17 protein-coding genes are annotated in these 20,483 nt (G+C 59.8%); 5 read left to right on the top strand and 12 right to left on the bottom strand.

Annotated elements, in window-relative coordinates; translation table 11 throughout:
• Positions 1-87 precede the first annotated feature (87 nt).
• From ACR0CA_RS13905 to ACR0CA_RS13895, 3 genes are read left to right on the top strand one after another with little or no spacing between them, the layout of a single operon-like run.
• On the top strand, positions 88-750 hold the full coding sequence (locus ACR0CA_RS13905) for a Tim44/TimA family putative adaptor protein (protein ID WP_480899667.1): 663 nt from the start codon (positions 88-90) through the stop codon (positions 748-750).
• Positions 747-1,781, top strand: coding sequence for a murein transglycosylase A (gene mltA, locus ACR0CA_RS13900; RefSeq protein WP_480899665.1), 1,035 nt, complete (start codon positions 747-749; stop codon positions 1,779-1,781). The genes ACR0CA_RS13905 and mltA overlap by 4 nt, the downstream gene beginning before the upstream one ends.
• On the top strand, positions 1,781-2,368 hold the full coding sequence (locus tag ACR0CA_RS13895; RefSeq protein ID WP_480899663.1) for a Smr/MutS family protein: 588 nt from the start codon (positions 1,781-1,783) through the stop codon (positions 2,366-2,368). Before mltA ends, ACR0CA_RS13895 begins: the two co-directional genes overlap by 1 nt.
• Here the strand turns inward: ACR0CA_RS13895 and ACR0CA_RS13890 are convergent.
• The 3 genes from ACR0CA_RS13890 to hslU all read right to left on the bottom strand — a co-directional run bounded on the left by ACR0CA_RS13890 (position 2,365) and on the right by hslU (position 6,086).
• Positions 2,365-3,582: an MFS transporter gene (locus ACR0CA_RS13890; protein ID WP_480899662.1), complete on the bottom strand. Its 1,218-nt coding sequence runs from the start codon at positions 3,580-3,582 to the stop codon at positions 2,365-2,367. The two genes, ACR0CA_RS13895 and ACR0CA_RS13890, sit on opposite strands and share 4 nt — an antisense overlap.
• On the bottom strand, positions 3,582-4,655 hold the full coding sequence (locus ACR0CA_RS13885; RefSeq protein ID WP_480899660.1) for an alpha/beta hydrolase: 1,074 nt from the start codon (positions 4,653-4,655) through the stop codon (positions 3,582-3,584). The genes ACR0CA_RS13890 and ACR0CA_RS13885 overlap by 1 nt, the downstream gene beginning before the upstream one ends.
• Positions 4,656-4,778: 123 nt before the next feature.
• Entirely contained in the window at positions 4,779-6,086 is a 1,308-nt protein-coding gene (gene hslU, locus ACR0CA_RS13880) for an ATP-dependent protease ATPase subunit HslU (protein WP_480859446.1), read from the bottom strand.
• A gap of 172 nt (positions 6,087-6,258) precedes the next feature.
• Between hslU and ACR0CA_RS13875 the strand changes: the two genes are divergently transcribed.
• Positions 6,259-7,500: an MFS transporter gene (locus ACR0CA_RS13875; protein ID WP_480899658.1), complete on the top strand. Its 1,242-nt coding sequence runs from the start codon at positions 6,259-6,261 to the stop codon at positions 7,498-7,500.
• Here ACR0CA_RS13875 and hslV read toward each other — a convergent pair.
• Positions 7,489-8,049 (bottom strand): ATP-dependent protease subunit HslV, encoded by a 561-nt coding sequence (gene hslV / locus ACR0CA_RS13870; RefSeq protein WP_480899656.1) that lies wholly within the window; start codon positions 8,047-8,049, stop codon positions 7,489-7,491. The two genes, ACR0CA_RS13875 and hslV, sit on opposite strands and share 12 nt — an antisense overlap.
• A gap of 197 nt (positions 8,050-8,246) precedes the next feature.
• On the opposite strand from hslV, the gene ACR0CA_RS13865 reads away from it, so the two are divergent.
• Complete coding sequence (locus ACR0CA_RS13865) at positions 8,247-8,441, top strand: DUF1127 domain-containing protein (RefSeq protein ID WP_480899654.1); 195 nt, start codon at positions 8,247-8,249, stop codon at positions 8,439-8,441.
• Between the two features lie 136 nt (positions 8,442-8,577).
• Here the strand turns inward: ACR0CA_RS13865 and trxA are convergent, their stop codons facing one another.
• From trxA to regB, 8 genes are all read right to left on the bottom strand, one after another.
• A complete protein-coding gene (trxA, locus tag ACR0CA_RS13860; protein ID WP_170771302.1) occupies positions 8,578-8,898 on the bottom strand; it encodes a thioredoxin in 321 nt (106 codons plus the stop codon).
• A gap of 60 nt (positions 8,899-8,958) precedes the next feature.
• Positions 8,959-12,318: a double-strand break repair helicase AddA gene (gene addA, locus ACR0CA_RS13855; protein ID WP_480899652.1), complete on the bottom strand. Its 3,360-nt coding sequence runs from the start codon at positions 12,316-12,318 to the stop codon at positions 8,959-8,961.
• Positions 12,315-15,242, bottom strand: a complete 2,928-nt coding sequence (gene addB / locus ACR0CA_RS13850) for a double-strand break repair protein AddB (protein WP_480899650.1) — start codon at positions 15,240-15,242, stop codon at positions 12,315-12,317. The genes addA and addB overlap by 4 nt, the downstream gene beginning before the upstream one ends.
• Positions 15,235-15,921, bottom strand: a complete 687-nt coding sequence (locus ACR0CA_RS13845; RefSeq protein ID WP_170771296.1) for a nucleotidyltransferase family protein — start codon at positions 15,919-15,921, stop codon at positions 15,235-15,237. Before ACR0CA_RS13845 ends, addB begins: the two co-directional genes overlap by 8 nt.
• Positions 15,918-16,922, bottom strand: coding sequence for an aminoglycoside phosphotransferase family protein (locus ACR0CA_RS13840; RefSeq protein WP_170790187.1), 1,005 nt, complete (start codon positions 16,920-16,922; stop codon positions 15,918-15,920). The genes ACR0CA_RS13845 and ACR0CA_RS13840 overlap by 4 nt, the downstream gene beginning before the upstream one ends.
• Positions 16,919-17,392 (bottom strand): tRNA (adenosine(37)-N6)-threonylcarbamoyltransferase complex ATPase subunit type 1 TsaE, encoded by a 474-nt coding sequence (tsaE, locus tag ACR0CA_RS13835; protein WP_480899648.1) that lies wholly within the window; start codon positions 17,390-17,392, stop codon positions 16,919-16,921. The genes ACR0CA_RS13840 and tsaE overlap by 4 nt, the downstream gene beginning before the upstream one ends.
• 41 nt (positions 17,393-17,433) lie before the next feature.
• Positions 17,434-18,942 (bottom strand): PAS-domain containing protein, encoded by a 1,509-nt coding sequence (locus tag ACR0CA_RS13830; RefSeq protein ID WP_480899646.1) that lies wholly within the window; start codon positions 18,940-18,942, stop codon positions 17,434-17,436.
• 64 nt (positions 18,943-19,006) lie between these two features.
• Positions 19,007-20,404 carry a sensor histidine kinase RegB gene (regB, locus tag ACR0CA_RS13825; protein WP_170790184.1) on the bottom strand — a complete coding sequence of 466 codons (1,398 nt, stop codon included), beginning with the start codon at positions 20,402-20,404 and terminating at the stop codon, positions 19,007-19,009.
• Positions 20,405-20,483: the final 79 nt, after the last annotated feature.

Below are 20,483 nucleotides of genomic sequence, written 5' to 3'. Positions count from 1 at the left end.
GTCGGGCGGTGGACTTGTCCCGAACTGTCACCTACATAGTGTCATGAGGCCGCGTACACAAAGTCCCGGCGCTGAAAAGAGAATGAAATGAGCGAAAACCCAATGATCCAGTTGCTGGTCCTGGCCGGAATTGCCGTTTTCCTGATCCTGCGCCTGAAAAGCGTGCTGGGGACGCGTGAGGGTTTTGAAAAGCCCCCCGTTCAGCAGCAGCCAGACGGGCAGAATTCGCGCCGTGACTTCGAGGTGATCGAAGGCGGCCCGGATCACGACATCACCGACCACGTTGCCGAAGACAGCGAACAGGCCCAGACCCTGACCGCTATGAAGCGGGTTGAGCCTAGCTTTTCGGTGTCCGAGTTTGTTCAAGGCGCGCGCGGCGCGTATGAGATGATCGTGATGGGGTTCGAAAAGGGCAATCTGGACGAAATCCAGCCCTTCCTGTCCGAAGAGGTGTTTGACACTTTCGTCGATGTCGTCGCAGCGCGTGAGGATCAGGGCCTGACGATTGAAGCTGAATTCATTGGGGTGCGAGAAACCGCGCTGGCCGATGTAAAGTTCGACAAGGACACCAACGAGGCCGAGATTACCATGCGCTTTGTAGGTGAACTGACCTCGGTCGTGCGGGATCGCGGTGGGGATATCATCGAAGGCAACCCCAACACCGTCAAACGCCAAAAGGACAGCTGGACCTTTGCCCGCGTGATGGGCAGCGACGATCCGAACTGGCTGCTTGTTGCCACGGACGCATGATTGCTGCGCTTCGGTTGCTTTTGCTGGGGGCTGTGATGGCAACCTCTGCCAGCGCCGAAGCGACGCGGTCCATTCTGTCGTTTGACGATCTGGATGGCTGGGCCGCCGATGACCACGGGGCGGCTCTTTCGGTTTTTCTGAACACGTGTGGCGATCTGGATGACCCGGATTGGCGCGCACTCTGCAGTGTCGCGCAGACCTATGAAGCCGATGCCGCCCGATCTTTCTTTGAGCTGTTCTTCCGCCCCGTTCTGGTCGAAGACGGCAAGGACGCGTTGTTCACCGGGTATTTTGAGCCAGAATTGGACGGATCGCGCACCCGATCGGATCGGTTCCGATATCCGCTGTACAAAATGCCGCCCGAGGCGCGTGGGGCTGGGCAATGGCTGTCACGTCGGGACCTGTTGACCAGCGATGTTTTGCAAGGTCGCGGGCTTGAGATCGCTTGGGTCGATGACCCAGTCGAGCTGTTCTTTCTGCAAATCCAGGGCTCGGGCCGTATCCGCCTGCCGGATGGCGGTGCGTTGCGGGTGGGTTATGGGGGCGCAAACGGGCATCCCTACCGCTCCATCGGGTCGGAGTTGATCCGAAAGGGCGCATTGGCCGCCCATCAGGTCAGTGCGCAGATGATCAAGACATGGGTGCGCAAGAACCCCGAGGCCGGGGCCGAGCTGCTGTTTCACAACCCCTCATACGTGTTCTTCCGCGAAGTCACCCGCGTCGCGCCCGAGCTTGGGCCTTTGGGCGCCATGAACCGATCCGTCACCACGATGCGCAGCATTGCGGCCGATCCGGGCTTCACGCCTTTGGGCGCGCCGGTTTGGGTCGAGAAGGATGGAAAGAACCCGTTGCGACGGTTGATGATCGCGCAGGATACCGGTTCGGCCATCAAGGGCGCGCAGCGGGCAGATATTTTCTTTGGCACTGGCGATGAAGCGGGCCGCGCCGCGGGGCGTTTAAAAGACCCCGGACGCATGATCGTTTTACTGCCGATTCAGCGTGCCTATGCACTGGCACTGGATTCGTTCTGATGGCACGGCGCAAACTCACCTCGGACGAAATCGAACTATGGCGCAAGGTCGCCAAACAGGCCGAGCGGATGCACCCCGAGATCCCGCAAACCGTGCATCCGACCACCCTGCCGAAACCGAAGCCCACCAAAACGCCAAAAGCGCGGATCGACACGTTTGAGCCTGGGCAGACCGTGCCCTCCAAACCATCACCCCATGCGCTGAAACCTTCTATCACGGAAAGCCTGCGCGCTAGCCCCGTGCAGATGGACAACAAAGCGTTTGGTCGGATGAAGCGCGGCAAGCTCAAGCCGGAAGGCAAGCTGGACCTGCATGGAATGCGCGTGGATACGGCCCATCCGGCGTTGGTGCGCTTTGTTCTGACCGCCCAAGCGCAAGGTAAACGTCTGGTTCTGGTCGTCACCGGAAAAGGCAAGGACCGGGACGAGCCCGGCCCCATCCCCACCCCGCGCGGCGTATTGCGCAACCAAGTGCCGCATTGGCTGAGCATTCCGCCGCTGGCGCAGGCCGTGCTGCAAGTAACCCCTGCCCATATCAGCCATGGTGGCGACGGGGCGTATTACGTTTACCTGCGGCGTATCCGTTAAAAACTGCGCGCGGCTCGGGTGATCCCGATCCAGACCAACGCGCTGGCTGCGACGAAGAACGCTCCTATCCACAGGAATTGCTGATCCAGCGCGACGCGATGGTCGATCAACACTCCGGTCAGTCCCGGCCCGATGGCCGAGCCCAAGACCATCACGGCGGTTGCCATGGCCTTGATCGCACCGATGTGGCGGGTGCCATAGAACTCGGCCCAGAACGCGCTGGGCAGTGTGCTATTGGCCCCCACGGTCAATGCCAGAAAAACCAACGCCAAACTGGCCCCCACCAACCCTGTCACAAACGAGACAAGGGCAAACCCGATCGCCATGGGCAATAGGAAATAAGGCATCATCCGCGCGGTGCCCCATTTGTCCAGAGCCCAGCCGGTTGCAAACATCGCCAGCAGGGACACAGCGGTGTAGATCGGGAACAACGCAACCAGTTCGATATGCTGCCAGCCCTTGATCTCGGCCAGATGCACCTGATGAAAGAAAAACGCGGTGATGAAGGCGGATGGTCCCAGCAATGCTGGAGCCATAAACCAGAAAAGTGGACTAAATAGAGCCTGTTTTCTCGTCCAATGACGCCCTTGCATCCCGGTTGAGGAATGCTCAGACGCCAGGCTTTGCGGCGTGCGTTCCTGTCGCAGCAAACGCACCAGAACCGGGATGCCTGACAGCACCATTCCAGCTGAAATCACCCAAAGTATCCGCCAATCCAGCACAGCCATCGCGGCGACAAAAATGACCGGCAGCAGCGCCTCGCCAACCGAGAACCCGACCGAGGCAATGGACAGCGCTTTGCCCCGCGTGGCGGTGAACCAGCGTGTCATTGCCACCAGGGCCAGATGCACAGACATCCCCTGCCCGAACAGGCGCAGCAGAAAGATGATGATGGGTAAAAGGAACAGCCATGCGTTCAGCGCCATCGCCAGCGCGGCCAAGGCCAGACCGACCAGGACAACCGGCCCCAGAACGCGCACGCGAAACATATCGGTCAGCGCCCCGGCCCAGATCATGACCACGGCCGACACTGTCGTGCCCAGCGAATAAAGCCCGCCCCACGCCCCATGGCTCAGGCCATACGCGGCGCGGATTTCGCCGGAAAAGATCGAGATGAAGAAGGTTTGCCCAAAGCTGGACAGAAATGTCAGCAAAAACCCCGCGCCCAGCCATGCTGCGTTGTCGCGCAGAAACCCGCCGGGCCGAGGCGACATCACGGGGCGCTTACCTGTGCCTGTCCGGTTTCGGTCAGAACGATCTCGGTCGCGCCGGTTGGGTTGCGCACATTGGCCGGGGCGATGACGTCAATCCCCCGCTGCTCGGTACCGAATGTGTCGCTGACCCGGCGGGCCGATGCGATAATTGCCAGCAACGCTGGCGAGGTCGCGGCCACGAAATGCGAGGATTGCGCATCGTCATTGAAAGCGGTCGTGTCCAGAATGTTGATCTTGTATTCAGACAGCGCCTCGGCCGAACTGATATTGCCCAGACGCTCACCCTTGGTGGTGCCGCGCAGCCGGGCCGAGATATTCAGCAACTTGTCCTTTTGCGAGGTGATGACGATGAACGGATCCGGCGGTGTCTTGATTACATCCATCTGCGAGCGGAACAGATCTACGTCCAGATCCGGTGAAATCAGCACCACGCCTTCCAGATTGCGACTGGCCCAGCCTGGTTCGCGCAATTCGGCCTGTCGCATCATCTCCATCGTCAAGGCAGTGCCCATGGAATGCGCCACCAGAACCACGCGTTTGACTCCCATGGTTTTCAAGTGGCGGACGGTCTGCTCCAACCCGTCGCGGGCAAACAGCATACTGTCCAGATCATAGGCATAGCCATATCCGGTCGCCTGGCTGGGCCAGGAATAAACCATTGTGGCACCGGGAATATTCAGATCGTGTCTAAGCTGCGCGGCGCGAAACGTAGTTTCGGACTGTGTTGTGTTGTAGCCGTGAATGAAGATCGACACCTCATCCACGTTGCCCAACCGGGCTTTCAGATCGCCGGGCCCTTGTAACTCATCCACGGCTGCCATCACGAACTGCTTTTCGGGGTTTGGATTGGCGTAAGAGAAATCCAACGTTCCGGGTGTGTGATTGGGCGGGATCGAGACGGTCATTTCCAGAAACTGCAACCCATCTCCCCGCTTGAACCCGTAAGTGCCATCAGCCTCGCGCGCGCGGGTTGTGGTGGCGTAGATGGTTTGGGGCGTGCCCACATCCAAAGCCGACGGCACCGTTTCCGAGATGGTACGGTCGACGCAGGCGGTCAGAAGAGATGCAATCAAAAAAATGGAAATATTGCGCAGCACGAAAATAGCCCTCGAGGGTTTGCGCATAAGCTAACGAATTCCTGCCGCGGGTCCAAGCGCGACGGGTTCAACCAAGCAGCGAAAATCGGCCAGTGTCTGTTACAGGACGTATCGGCTGAGGTCGGTGGATTTGGTCAGCTCACCCAGATTGTCATCCACGAACTGCGCGTTCACAGTAATTTCCGCCCCGGCCTGATCGGGTGCAGTGAACGAGAGTTCTTCGAACACACGCTCCATCACCGTATAAAGCCGCCGCGCGCCGATGTTTTCGACGCTTTGGTTCACATCTGCCGCGATCTTGGCCAAAGCGGCGATGCCGTCATCGGTAAAGCTGACCGCAACCTCTTCAGTACCCATCAGCGCAGTGTATTGGCGGGTCAAGGCGTTGTCGGTCTCGGTCAGGATGCGGACGAAATCCTCTTCGGTGAGCGCTCGCAGTTCCACCCGGATCGGCAGACGCCCCTGCAATTCCGGCAACAGATCCGAGGGTTTGGCGATGTGAAACGCGCCAGACGCGATGAACAGGATGTGGTCGGTTTTCACCGGACCATGTTTGGTGGATACGGTGGTGCCTTCGATCAGGGGCAGCAGGTCGCGCTGCACCCCCTCGCGACTGACATCGCCACCGCGCGCTTCCGCGCGCGCGCAGACCTTGTCGATCTCATCCAGAAACACGATGCCGTTCTGTTCAACCGATTCCAAAGCCACGCGGTTGACCGTTTCATCGTCCAGCAGCTTGTCGGCTTCTTCCCCGATCAGCGCGTCATAGCTTTCGGCCACGGTCATGCGTTTCTTGACGGTGCGCCCGCCAAAAGCCTTGCCGAAGATATCACCCAAATTCATCATCCCCATCTGACTGCCCGGCTGTCCCGGCACGTCAAACATCGGCATCGGGTTTGAGCTGTCCGACAGTTCCAGTTCGATCACCGTATCGTCCAGTTCCCCCGCTTTCAGCTTTTTGCGGAACATCTCGCGCGTGCCCTCGCGGGCGTCTTCGCCGGCAATGGCGGTGATGACGCGATCCTCGGCGGCCTGATAAGCGCGCGCTTTCACGTCCTCGCGCATATACTCGCGGGTCTGGATGATCGCCGCATCGGCCAGATCGCGGATGATCTGTTCCACGTCGCGGCCCACGTACCCGACCTCGGTGAACTTTGTGGCCTCGACCTTGATAAAAGGCGCGCGGGCCAGCTTGGCCAGACGGCGGCTGATCTCGGTTTTGCCGACACCGGTGGGGCCGATCATCAGGATGTTTTTGGGGTAGACCTCATCGCGGATATCATCAGCCAGCTGCTTGCGCCGCCAGCGGTTGCGCAGCGCCACGGCCACCGCGCGTTTGGCATCTTTCTGACCGATAATGAAACGGTCCAGTTCCGAGACAATCTCGCGCGGGGTCAGGTCGGTCACGGGTTGGGTCCTTTCGATCAGCGGTTTGGCTTACGTAGTCACCGCACAGGCGAAAACAACTGCGGCAGCGTTGGTTAGCAATGCGCCTGCCGGTTTGCAAATGCTTTCCATAGGTGAAACGTTTGTGCTCTGATACAATCATTTCAATATGTTGAGGGTCAGGAGCGCGCGAATGACGAAAATTGCCAAGATCACCCTGTTGTTCGTGGTGTTTGTGGACCTAATCGGACAAGGTTTGGTCTTTCCCATCATCAACTCATTGATCATGGAGACGAAATCCGGCTTCCTTCCCGACAGCACGCCGATGGGGCAGCGGCATTTCTACTATGGGCTGGTGATCGGGTGTTTCTTTTTGTCTTGGTTTCTGGGTGTGGTCTATGTCTCCAAAGTCTCGGATTCCATAGGGCGCAAGAACGCGCTTCTGGTCTGTCTGGCCGGGGCGTTGGCGGGCTATGCGCTGACGATTGCGTCGCTTTACCTCAACAGCCTTCTGCTGCTGATCATCGGGCGGTCAATCACCGGGTTCACGGCTGGCAACCAGCCCATCGCGCAGGCGGCGATGATTGATGGCAGCACGAACGCCGCCGATCGCGACCGAAACATGGGCTATATCGTGACCGGTGTCAGCTTTGGTCTGGTCGGAGGGCCCATCATAGGCGCCGTCCTGTCTGATGCGGCCCTGCTGGGCAGCGTGGCCACCCTTAAAACGCCGTTCTATGGCGCGTTTGCTCTGGTCCTGATCGCCATTTTCCTGGTGATCACCTTCTTCAAGGACACCCGCACCGAACGTGAACCCTTTGTCTTTCGCCCGCGTGATATCACCGATAGCCTGTTCGCTGTGCGCGGGCATCCAATGGTTCTGAAAATCTTGCCGGTCTATTCCTTCTTCATGATCGCCAATGTCACCTTTTACGTTTTTGTCGACAACTACCTGACCAGCCGGTTCGGCTATGGCGTGATCGGCGGCAGTATGGCGATGGTTGTGATCGGCTTTGCACTAGCCTTTTCCAGTACCTTCCTGGTGAAGCCCGCGCAGGAAAGGTTCAGTAAGCACAAGATCATTTATGTCTCGCTGATCACGATGGTAATCTGCGGGCTAGCCTTTGCCTTCAGTCCCATCGGATGGCTGAGCTACGTGCCGGTGTTCTTCTTCTATTTCTTCTTCGGCGTATCCTACCCGACGCTACTGGGCCTGTTTTCCGCAAGTGTCAGCGAAACTGATCAGGGCTGGGTCATGGGCGTGACGACAGCCGTCTTCTGCCTGGCCGGAGGGGTCATGTCTCTGATCGGCGGCGGATTGATGAGCATCGACATCCGTGTGCCCTACTACATCGTCATCCTTGCGGCGATACTGGGTCTGATCGGCATGCACCGCCGCTGGAAAGGGAAGGAGATTAAGGTTTTATTGGCCTGAGATTTCCTCGACCGTCAGATTGCCGTTGGTGTAGACGCAGATATCGGCGGCAATCGCCATTGCCTCGCGTGCGACGGTTTCGGCGGGTTTGTCGCTGTCCATCATCGCGCGGGCGGCGGCCAATGCGAAATTGCCGCCCGATCCGATGGCGGCGACGTTGTGTTCGGGCTCCAGCACATCCCCTGCCCCGGTGATCACCAACAGGTCTTTGCCGTCGGTCACGATCAGCATCGCCTCAAGCTTTTGCAGGTATTTGTCGGTACGCCAATCCTTGGCTAGCTCGACCGAGGCGCGGGCCAACTGACCCGGTGTGGCCTCAAGCTTGGCTTCCAGCCGCCCGAGCAGAGTGAATGCGTCGGCGGTTGATCCGGCGAACCCTGCGACGACCTCAAACCCACCGGGGGACAGGCGGCGCACCTTGCGGGCGGTGCCCTTGATCACCGTCTGGCCCAGGCTGACCTGACCATCCCCGGCAATCACCACCTGGCCGCCTTTCTTGACGCCAATAATTGTCGTGCCATGCCATCCGGGAAAATCGCTGTCTGCCATTGGGGCCTCCGTTCTTCACTGGCCCCCTATATGGGCCGGGCGTGCGTTCAGCGCAACTCTTCTAAAACTGCTCAAAAGATATGCACTAATTGCAATTCGGGGTTACCAGACTAGCAATTGTGAGACTCGGGTATTGGTCCTACATGAGCCTCACAACCGACAAGAGGTCGGCTGTTTCAGTTAAAAGGAATGCGCAAATGGCAACCACCGCAAATATCCATGCGCCGCTCGGAGCAGCTACCATCCTGCATGTAGTGGACGCAATTTTCGGAACCTACGAAAAAGCACTAGCGTGGAATGAATCCCGCAAGACCCGCAAGCTTTTGTCGAACCTCAGCGACGCCCAATTGGACGATGTTGGCCTGTGCCGTGCGGATATCGCAAAGCTCTGATCTTTGCACCGACCACACCGTCAAGATGAGCCGCTCAGCCCCTGAGCGGCTTTTTCTTTGCGCATCCGTTTCTTTGGCTACCCATGAAAAAAGGCGCCCCGAACGAGGCGCCTTTGAATTCCGTTCGAAACCCGGGTCAGATCGAGTCTTCGATCCAGCTTTGCAGCGCGGCTTTCGGTGCCGCGCCAGCGCGGTTCGACACAACCTGACCATCCTTGAAAATGAACAGCGCAGGAATACCGCGGACGCCCATTGCAGCAGCCGAGTTGGGGTTGCTGTCCACGTCCACCTTGGCGATTTTCACCTTGCCGCCATATTCCGACGCCAGTTCTTCCAGCGCGGGGCCAATCTGCTTACAGGGGCCACACCATTCGGCCCAGAAATCGACAACAACAGGGATGTCGGAATTCTTGACTTCGGCGTCAAAGGTTTCGTCGGTTACGGCTACGGTCGACATATTCTGTCTCCTGAATGGGGTAAACTCGGGAACAGAACGTAGGGGCGCGACTTGGCAAGGTCAAGATATGTGGGCGCGTGTCAGTGCATCCGTCACAATATCGTGTGGCAACCACATAAGCTGCGCGGTACGCGTCCACAGGATCGCGGTTTTGATATTCCGACCGGGATAGATCTGCGCCAGCGCGTGCGCATAAGCTCCCATCTGCCGCAACAACCCATCAGGGCAGGTTTCAGGGCTGTTTGGTACGCTCATATTTGTTTTGAAATCAATGATCTGCACCTCGGTATCCGAGATGATCAACCGGTCGATGACCCCATGCAAACGCCGCCCGTTCAGCGTGGCCGTCACCGGAACTTCGGCCAGCGTGTCCGGCGCAAAGACTGGGCGCAGATGATCTGCGGTCAGGGCGGTTTTGGCCTCGGCCAACAGCTCGGACCTGTCTGCGTCGGACATATCCGGTAGAATGCGCGCGCAAAGCTGTGGCCAGTTTTCCGGCGGAGTCGACGGCAAATGCTCCAGCAGCAGATGCAGGCGCGTGCCGCGCAGCTTTGCGGCCTCTTCATCTTGCCCCGCATCTCCGAACAACGCCTTTGGCCCACCCAAATCTGATGGGCTGAGAGTGTCCGGTTCAACCTCAGGCGCGTCCGGGTTCGAGCGGAACATATCGGGCAAGATCTGCTCTGCTGCACGGGTGTCTTTGTGTTCGGTTTCTGGCAATCCGTCCCAGTCCCCATGCGCCAATCGCAGGATCTCCGTGCCTTCGATGGCAACAGCCCCTGCCCGTTCCATGGCAGCCTGCACCATTTGATACCAGCTGGTTCCATCCGTTCCGACATCTCCCGCTGCGGCCACGATCAACCACTTCTCCGCCCGTGTTAGAGCCACATAGAGTAGGCGCAACCGTTCATTCTCTTCCCGTTCCCGAGCCTGCGCCCGCGCGCGGGCAATCAGGCTGGGTGAGGCATCGGCTGGTAATTTCCAGGCAGGAACACCGTCGCCCACCATAATCTCGGCATCGCGCGGGGCCTGTCGTCTGCCCGTATCTGGCAGGATCACGATGGGCGCCTCCAGCCCTTTCGAGCCATGCACCGTCATGACGCGGATCATATTGCCGACGCCGCTCATCTGTCGTTTGATTTCCAGATCGTCGGTCTGCATCCAGACGAGGAATCCGGTCAGACTGGGAATATCCGTGCGCTCATAGGCCAGCGCCTGCGACAGCAGCGCATTGATGCCATCCTCGGCCTGGGCCCCCAGACGACCCAGCAATTTGCGCCGCCCGTCATGGCGCGTCAGGATGCGTTCGATCAGGTCATAGGGGCGCAGAAAGTCGATCTGGCCGCGCAAATCGTTGAGAACCTCAAGCGTTTCAGGAAAGTCATCCGCGCGATGGCGCAAAGCCGCCCATAGAAATTGTTCCTGCCGCCGATGGGCCAGATCAAAGAGCTGTTGCTCGCTCCACCCGAATAGCGGAGATTTCAGCACGGTTGCCAGCGAAAGGCTGTCCTCGGGCGTGGCCAGAAAGCTCAGCAAGGCGGCAAGGTCTTTCACAGCCAGCTCTGCGCCGACCTTCAGCCGGTCCGCCCCTGCGATGGGCAGGTGCAGGGATTTGCAGGCGCGGATGATCTCGGCAAACAGGTCGGATCGGCGCTGCACGAGGATCAGGAAATCGCCCGGCTGCACCCTGCGGCGCACGAATGTGCCGGGGATGTCGCCATCCTCGGGGATGGTTTCGCCCGAGTCGATCATCGTTTTGATGGACTGCGCAACCTGCTCAGCCAAAATAACAGTGTGATGGCGCGCGCCAGGTCGGTCGACCGGGTCGGTCCAGTCGGCATCCTCATCCGCTTCGACCTTTTCCACCACGGGCCAAAGATCTACGCGCCCCGGTAAATCGGCCTTAAACGCCCGGTGCTGGCTGTCTTTGTGAAACCCGGCCTCGGCCCGGTTTTCGAACAGGATATCGACCAGAGACAAGATCGCACTGGAGGACCGGAAGGAATATTCCAACGTCGAATCCCACAGTTTAGAGCCTGATTCCTTCAGCCGCCGCCCAAACTCTCGCTGCATGCGATCGAACGCGGCAGGGTCCGCGCCCTGAAAGGAATAGATCGACTGTTTCTTGTCGCCGACCACAAAGATCGTGCGCTCGACCCCGGACCGGGCACCTTCCCCGCTGGTGAATTCCTGCGCCAGTTTCTCGACCACATCCCATTGGTCGGGGCTGGTGTCCTGCGCCTCGTCCACCAGAATATGGTCGATTCCGCCGTCCAGCCGATACAGCACCCATTCGGCCACCGCTGGGTCGTTCAGAACTTGCCGCGCACGCAGGATCAAGTCGTCGAAATCCAGCCAGCCGCGCAACTGTTTGCGACGCTCATATTCCGGCAGGAAGGCGGAGGCAAAACGGTGCAACACATGGGTCTTGCGCGCGGCGGCCAGCGCCAACCTCTGTTCGCGCGCGTCCTCGATGCGCAACATCAGCGCCTCAAGCTGTGGCATTCGGTCGGCCAAAGCGCCTTCGCGCAGGGCCTTGGTTGGAAAGCTGTTGATCTTGGCTGAAAATGGCTCCCTGGCGGACTTCCCCGTCAGGAAAACGCCTTCGAGGATTGGCAGGCTGCCCAATCGCGGCTCGGTAAAGGCGGCCAGTTTTGCGGCAGCCTTGGCGTTGTTGCCGCCGCTCTCGGACAGTGCCGGCAGTATCGAGCGGATCAGATCGACCTCACCTCCCAGAAAGACCTTGCTCAACAATGCGTCTTCGTCAAACCCGTCGGGCAGGTCAAATTTGCCCAGAATGTCGCCCCAGCCCAGCGCGTTTGCGAAAAGGTTCCGTTTCTGGGTCACGGCGGCTGTCAGAGCGTCAAATCCAGAGTCGGTTACAAACCGGGCCACATCCTCGATCAATTCGGCCTGCGGTCCCGTGGCGAAATCTTCGACGATTTCCACACGAAGTAAGGCGGCGGCGCGGTCTTCCATCTCAGAGAATTGCGGGCTGACCCCGGCCTCAAGCGGAAATCGGCGCAGCAACGCCGCGCAGAACGAATGGATCGTCTGGATCTTCAACCCACCGGGCGTTTCGATGGCGCGGGCAAACAAAGTACGCGCCTGCGCCAGGCGATCCGGGTCGATCATTCCCGCCACGCCCAGATCGGTCAGCTGCCTGCGCAACGGGTCATCACCCAGCATCGCCCATTCGCCAAGGCGCTTGAATAGGCGGTTCTGCATCTCGCTGGCGGCAGCTTTGGTGTAGGTCAGGCACAAGATGTGCTGCGGCTGCACGCCGTCCAACAAAAGCCTCGCCACCCGGTCGGTCAGAACCCGCGTCTTGCCCGAACCCGCATTCGCGGCCAACCAGGTCGAGGCATCAGGCCGCGCTGCCTGCACCTGCCGTTCGGTGGCGTCGTTGCGGGCGCTCATGACAGATCCTCGGGCTTGATCTCGGCGGTTCGGTCCCACTCGCCAAAACGGGCAAGGTGATCGTAGTCCCCGATATCCGTATCCTTGTGCAACATTCGCCGTGACGAGAACCCCTGATCAGGCTCTAAATAGGCAGAAATCAACTCTTTTAGTTCAGCTAACACCTTGTCAGTCGGTTCCTTGGCCAAGGGCGCCGGCACCTCTTTGTAGCTTCCGCCCATGCCGATAAACACCGCTTCGGCCACGGGCAGAGGGTCAAACCCTTCGATCCCGCCCTGCTCGGCCATGGCGGCTTCGATCAACAATTGCTTGTCGAACTTGGCTTGCTGACTTTCGGTGGGAGGTGTCCCGGTTTTATAGTCGATCAACCGCACTGCACCGCGCGTGTTCAGGTCGATCCGGTCGGCCCTACCAACGATCGTGACATCCATCGGGGCGAGGACCAGTTTCATCGCCGCTTCGAACGCCACCGGCCCGCCATCGCCCCTGCGCGCGGTTTCAGCAGTCAGAAAATCGTCGGCAATACGCTCCAAACGCGCCAGCCACAATTTGCGTGTGGTTGGCCAGGCGACATGCTGGTCCAAGAGCATCTCGGCACGTTTCAGAAAGTTCTCACGGTTCAGCAGGGCTGTGTCCAAAACGCTGTCTTTCACGAAATGTTCGAGGATTTCATGAATCACGATCCCGCGCAGCAAGGCATCCGGTGCTTGCACCAATGGGTCCAGAGGTTTCAGCCGCAGTACATGTTTCGCATAAATAGCGTAAGGATCGCGGATCAGGCGTTTGATCTCGGTGACGCTCAAGCGACGGGGCCGCGACGCGACGGGCGGGCGCGGTGAGGGGCGCGCTGCCGCTTTGATCTCAGGTGCATGCTCCAGCTGTTCCGACCAACGCAACCATTGGCCGCCCCGGTCGCGCATCTTGGTAAGCGCCGAGCGTCCGCCCTGATCCGGCAAGCCCTGCAGCAGATTGGTCAACCGGTTCAACCAGCGCGACGGCACAGTTTCGGCGTCGTCCGAGCGGGTGGCGCGGGTCAACCAGACCTCGGGCGCGCCGATGGCCTGCTGGAAATCGTGTGCCGACAGCCCGATCCGCCGTTCCGGCAGCAACAAACCGACCTTGTCACGCATCTGCCGGTTCAACCAAGGGTCCGGGGCTGGGGCCTCGGGCCAGCTGCCCTCGTTCAAACCGCCCAGGATCAGAAGATCAGCCCCCTGAACCCGCGCCTCAAGCGTCCCCCAGATCATGATCCGGGGATGCGGCGCGTCACGGTCGCGAACCTCTTCCCCTGCCAGCAGCGCACCCAACAGATCGGCGAAATCATGCGCCGTCATCTGGCCGCCATGGCCGGACTCATCCTCAAGCGCAGTCAGAACGGTCAGCGCTTTTTGACCCGCGTTCTTGTCCCAAAGCGGACCGCTTTCGCCGGAGCTGCCGGTCGAGATCGCCTCTGCCAGACGACGCAAACGAGTGACCCATTCGGACAACGGCAATTCGCCCGAGATCTGTTGATCGCAGAAATGCTGGATCAACCATTGGACCCAACCCTCAGACACTTCTTTGCGGATCGCAAAGGCGGTCAGGCTGGGCCCGTCTGGAAAAGGAGGACCATGGCGACGCAAATCCAATTCCAGATCGCGGGTGTGCAGCAGATGCGATCCGCGCTCGTCGCCACCGTGGCATAGAGGATGTTTGAGCAGCGTCAAAAGCGCCTCACCATCCAGCCGCCGGGCAAACAGGCCCGCGACATGGCGCAGGAACCGGCCGGGCGGGGACAGTTGCAAAGGCAGACCCGCACTGTCATCGGGTGTGATGTTCCAACGATCCAGAGCAGCGCTGACCTGTCGGGTCAACATCCTGTCCGGCGTGATCAGCGCCGCAGTTTGACCTGTTTCTGCCGCCTGTTGCAGCCGAAGCGCGATGGCCAAGGCTTCGCTGCGCGGAGATTGCGCCTCAACCAGGGTCAGGTCTGCGGTGGCCTCGGCCAAATCTGTCAGTTGCGGACCCTCGGTCATCCACGCATCCGTTATTGGCGCTGGGCGCAATGCCAGTGACACCAGCCGATTGCGCGGGGCTGAGGGTGGGGCATCCCGCGTCCAGCGTTCAATCTGATCGGGCCGCAGACCCAACATCGTCATCAGTTTACGGAATCGGTATTGCGGGTGATCTTCCGAGGTCAGCGCCTCATCCAGCCGGGTCCAGACGGCGTCGGGTTGGTCAAAATCATAGCCGGGCAGAATCAACGCGCCTTGTGGCAGGCGGGCGATTGCCTCCATCAGCATCAGCGTCGTCCCACGCGACCCGGTTGACCCCGCCAGAATGACCGGATGCTGTGGCGGTTCCACCTGCCAACGCGCGATAAGGTTTTCGACAACGCGCCGTTGGCGCGCCTGTGCGTCTAGCGCATTATCGCCAGTTTCCACGAACCTGTCGGCAATACCGATAAACGCCTGAGCGCGGGCCCAATGGCCAGACATGTCGCTGACATCCAACTGCCGGATCGCCTCGGGGGAAACGCCTTCGCCCTGCATCTCGTCAATCAAGGCGGCCAGGCTGTCGGACAGATCAAACAGCGAGGACCGCGCCGCCAGATCGGGCTGTTGTTCCAGCAGTTTCGAAACCAGTTGAGTCAGTTCCAACCGTCGTCTCAGTGCTGGAATCGCGGGCGGAATCTGCGCAAGATTAATGCTTTCGCCCAGATCCGTGACCAGCGAAAGTCGCGGGAGCAAACACGCAGGCCCTTGATCGAACAGATCGCGGACCCGACGCGCCATCCGCCGCGTGTTGACGACAAGTTGTACGCGAGCCAGCGCCTCGGGCGGTTGGCCGGTGCTGCGTGCGTGCAATCCCGCCACCAGCGCCTTGGGAAAATCCGAACCCGGTGGAACGGCAAAAACGCGCGGAGCCGTGGAGGGGTCAAACATCGGCAATCAACCCTTCGGCCAGCGCGATACCCTCTGGATGGCCTACATCGCACCATCGGCCAGGATAGGTCAGTGAAAACAGACGGTTGTCGCTGTGCATCCGGTCCCACAGCAGGTTCAGGGAAAAGGATGTCTGAGGGATATCCATCAGACCTTCAGTTTTCAAAATCTGCGCCCCGCCATAGATCAATCCGGGCCCGCGCGAGATGCGCCCATCCGCATCTGCGGTGAAATCTCCAGTGCCGGTGTAGCCCAAGGTTTGTGCCACAGGTACGCACATCAACAGCGCGTCCATTCGATCTGGGTCCCATGCCTTACGCAAAAGTGTTAACGGATTTGGGCCGGACCAGATTGCATCGGGATTCAGAGTGAACACCGGCTCCGGCCCCAGCATCGGCAGAGCGGCGCGCAATCCGCCCCCTGTTTCAAGGATGTCGTCTGTTTCGTAAGTCAGCGTCACACCTTTCGGTGCCAAATGCGCCTCAAGCTGCTCGGGCAGATAGTGCAGGTTGGCGACGATCCGCTGAGGGTTGATCGCATCAACCAGCTCTAGTGCATGGTCGATCAGCGGCCGACCCGAAACTTCGATCAGCGGTTTGGGTCTATCTTTGGTCAGCGCGCCCATACGGGTCCCGAACCCGGCGGCGAATACCATCACAGCGTCGGGTGATTGCGTCATTTCTGTCGTAGCCTGTTCAGGTTTTCTTCGGTGGGCGCGGGCAGGGCGCTGCGCAGCAGATCAGCCACGCCGACCAGCGCGGGATGCTCTAGATCGCGCATTAAATGCGCCCATGTGGCCGGGATCAGGTCCACGTATTGGGGCTTGCCGTACTCCGTGGCCAGCCGGGCAAAACCACCCAGGATACGTAGGTTTCTTTGCGCCCCCAGCACCGTATAAGCGGTGCGGAAGTCATGATCGTTCACTCCGGTCTGCGAGATATAGTGATCAATCATACGCATCTCGGTTCCCAAGGATACGTCGCGACGAATGTCTTGCAACAAGGACACAAGATCATAAGCCGGATGCCCCAGCATCGCGGTTTGGAAATCCAGCAGGCCCACGCGTTTTACCCCGTTTCGATCGGGCAGCCAAATCAGATTCTCGGCGTGATAATCGCGCTGGACCACGACCTTTGGTCCCGATGTTTCCTGGTGCAGGATGTCGGCAAAGCGATGCTCAAACCGACTACGCGCGTCTTGATCATGCGCGCCAAGAATGGCCTGCGCGTATTTGGTGAAGGACAGCGCCGACAACTCGGCCATCAGCGAGGGACCGTAAGACGGCAGGGACAGTGTTGGTGCCGCGTGCAGTGTGATCAGAACGTCCGTAGCAGCCTGATAGAGCTCCCGTTCCATCTCAGGGCGGGTTTCTAGGACACGCGCGAATAGGTCATCGCCCAAATCTTCCAACAGAAGGAACCCGAACTCGGTGTCCTCAGCGTAGATCTCGGGCGCGCTTAGCCCGGTCGCGCGCAGGTGGTGCGCCATCCGCACAAACGCTTCGACCGGTTCGGCTTGACCGGGGGGGGAATCCATCAGCACGGCCGTTGCCCCTGTCTCGGGATTGGTAAGCCGCTCGTACCTGCGGTTCGAGGCATCCCCGGCCAAGGGCGCGCGCAGGGCATTCGCCCAAGGTGTCTGCGCGATCAGCGCTTCGGCTAGAATGGCGCGGTTTGTCATGTGATCGCCTCCGGCAATTCAGCCCAGCGCGGGTCCGACCAACTGATCGTCAGATGGCGTTTTTCCAGTGTATCAGGATCTGTTTCAAACTTTAGCGTCAGCGCTGAGGCCGGTTCCAACGGCCCCAGTTTGTTTGGCCATTCGATCAGGCTGATCGCGGTTTCGAATGCGTCGGTCAGACCCAGTTCCTCGACCTCTTCCAGTGCGCTTAGCCGGTAGAGGTCGCAGTGCCAAATCTCGCCCAAGGAGGTGTCATAGACCTGCACAAGCGTGAAGGTGGGCGAGGGGACATCTTCGGGGTGGGTCATCACGGATTGGATCAGACTGCGCGCGAAATGTGTCTTGCCGCTGCCGATCTCGCCGTCCAGCAACAGAACGTCGCCGGGGCGCAGCACGCGGCCCAGTAAAACCGCCAATCGGGCGGTTTCCTCGGGCGAATTCAGGGTGATTACATTGGGCGCGCTTGTCATGGCGCCACAATGGCCTTGCGCCCGGTTGGCTGCAACCCGGTTCAGGCGCTGATCTGGTGAATATCCTGACTTATCATCGCGTCCGCATCCGGTGAAATCCGCACGATCGTCGCGCCGTTCTGCATCGGGCACAAGGTGCAGATCAGGCGCGTGCCATTACGCAATCGCAGGTCCGCGGACCACTCGGATCGGTTTTCGCGCATGGCTACGAAATCTCGGATTTCGCCAAGGACCGGCGTTGCCAGGCATTGATCCTGCCAGCCCCGTGTCACATCAAGGATCGAGTCAGGCTCGAACCCGCTGTCGTCGGTTTCACCCCACAATTCCTGATAGGCGTAATTGGTGAAAGCTAGGGTTCCATCCGCACCAAACACAGCGATTGCATCCGCCAGCTTGTCCAGAATGGATTGCATCAGGTCCATCTCTGACCGGAAGCGGCGGGTCAGGGTGATCTCGGCCGTGATGTCCTCGAACAGAAAGGCTACGGCACCGTCAGGGTGTGGGCGGCCGCTGACCGAATAGACCGAGCCCGAGGGCAGGGACCATGTTTCCTGATAATTCCCGTCTTCGGCCGCTTCGAGAAGATCGTTCATCTGGCTGCGCCAACCGCGATAATTCTTTGGTTCGGGCATCATGTGCTGATCGCGCAGCCGGTCGAAAAAGCTGGACAGGCTGGGGCGACAACTGAGGAAATCGGGCGGCAGGGCGGTCAGGTCGATCAGGGCGGGGTTGAACAGGGCCAACTGACGGTTTCGGTCGAAAATGGCCAGTCCGATGGACAGCTGTGCGAACGTCTTGGTCATCGTCTGCACAAATTTGCGCTGGGCGGTTTCGGCGTCGACGATGGCATTGATGTCGACTGCATAGCACAAATGCCCCTCGGGGTGATCCGCCAGCGTCAGGTCGAACCAGAGCTTGCTGTCGCTGCCCTCGGTCGAGATCGAAACGCGCGACTTTCCTGACGGTTTTGCGTCGTCTTCAAGGCCCGGAAAGAGCGGTGCGGTCAGGTCCGTATCCTGCCCGCGCACTTTGCGCACCAATGCAATATAGGCTGCGTTACACCAGCGCACATTGGATTGGTGATCCAGCAACCAGACCGGGTAGGGCGCACGTTCCATGGCCAATCGGATTGGATCGTTGGTTTCGCGATGAACAGTCGAGGGACACCCGCCACTGTCACGCAACTGAACCCGTACAATCCCATCGATCCATTCGCACAGGACATCGCGTTCTACCGTGCAATCAATCGCGGGGATCACCATGTTGCCTTCCTGCCGGATACGTTCGGGCGTTTCGGGGAACGAAGGGAAGTCCCGCTGCAACAGACGGCGCAGGTCCGGCCAGTCGCGCAGGTCGTCGAACCCTTCAAGCGCGATGTCCGAATGGCTGATCAAACGATCCCCATCAAACAGAAACACCGCATCGAACAGCGACGAGGGCGAGGAAAGGCCGAAATTGTCGCCTCTTTGCCTGCGACGTGGCAGCAGCCACTGCACCGCAAGGCTGGCAGAAACCAGACCGATAACAGCCAGAATGATCCAGTCCACCATGAGTTCCTCGCAGGGTTGCTCGTGGCGTCGGATAATGGGTTGCAATGGTTAACAGGGTCTTAACTCAGACCTCAATGCGCTGATTGGCACCGGATGGCACAGGGGTGTCGCCGGTCTGGGCATCCAGCAATTTGCGGGGCCATGTGACCCTGACGATTGCCCCCCGGTGATCGGGATTATCGGAATAGGTCTGATAGGGGTCCGAGCCATTGGCAAAGTCCAGCTCGGCCCCGGTCCGTTCCAGCAGCGTTTTGGCAATGAACAGACCCAGCCCCATACCTTCATATTCCGGGCGCGCGCGCTGGTCCGTCTCGGCGCGGCGGCGGCGCATGAACGGGTCACCGATGCGGCCGATCATCTGCGAAGGATACCCGCGCCCGTCATCCATGATGTGGACGGTAATCTGATCGGCCGTCCACTCGGCCTCGACCCAGACATTGGCGCGCGCGAAATCCACCGCGTTCTGGATCAGGTTGCGCAGCCCGTGAATGATCTCGGGTTTGCGCAGGATCGAGGGTTGCTGCACATCGCCGTCATCGGCGGGCCCTTCCAGGAAATGAACGCTCTTGCCTCGGTTGATATGAGGCTCTGCGGCTTCATGCACCACGGTGGATAGCGGGGCTTGCCTCAAATGCAGGTCGTCCTTGCCTGCCCGACCCATGTCACGCAGGATATCGCGGCACCGGTTGGCCTGTTCGCGGATCAGGGCGGCGTCTTCCTTTAGGTCGGGGCGGTCGTCCAGTTCCTCATAGAGTTCAGAGCTGGTCAGCTTGATCGTGGCCAGTGGCGTGCCCAACTCATGCGCGGCGGCGGCGACCACGCCGCCCAGATCAGTTAGCTTCTGTTCCCGCGCCAGCGCCATGTGCGTGGCGGACAACGCGTCGGACATGGATTGCACCTCAGAGCTGACCCGATGGGAATAGGCCCCCAGAAAGACGATAGCGATCACGATGGCGGCCCAGTTGCCGAACAGCAGGATGTCGGGGATATCCAGATCCATGCCCACATCCGTGCGCAGCGGCACATGAAACTCGGCCAGCAGGGTGGTCAGCGCGATGGCCACACCGCCGATGATCAGGGTCGAGCGTGTGCTCATCACGCTGGCCGAGATCGTGACCGGCCCCACCAACAACAGGGCAAACGGATTGTTCAACCCGCCCGTCAGATACAAAAGGATGGTCAGTTGCAGCAGGTCGAACAGCACCATCAGGAAGTTTTCGAACTCGGACAGGCGCTTGTTGCGAGGAAAAACAAGGATCGCCGTCAGGTTTCCCATGACGGATACGCCAATCGCCAGATAGCACAGCATCACGTCCAGCTGCACACCATAGGTCTGTTGCGCGACGGTGATGGCGGTGATCTGGCCGATGATGGCCACCCAGCGCAACAGGATCAGCGTGCGCAGCCTGATCCAGCTGCTGCGTTCCTGTCCACGCCAGAATGTGATGTTGGAATTGGCCATGGGTCCATTTTGTCCTGTTGCATCGGCTGACCATCTTGATAGGTGTCCGGGCCGAAACGATCAACAACCCCTCTGATCT

The sequence above is a fragment of the Ruegeria sp. F12 genome (genome assembly GCF_056533885.1).
The sequence above is the reverse complement of the archived record's forward strand: the minus strand, read 5'-3'. Positions and strand labels throughout refer to the sequence as shown.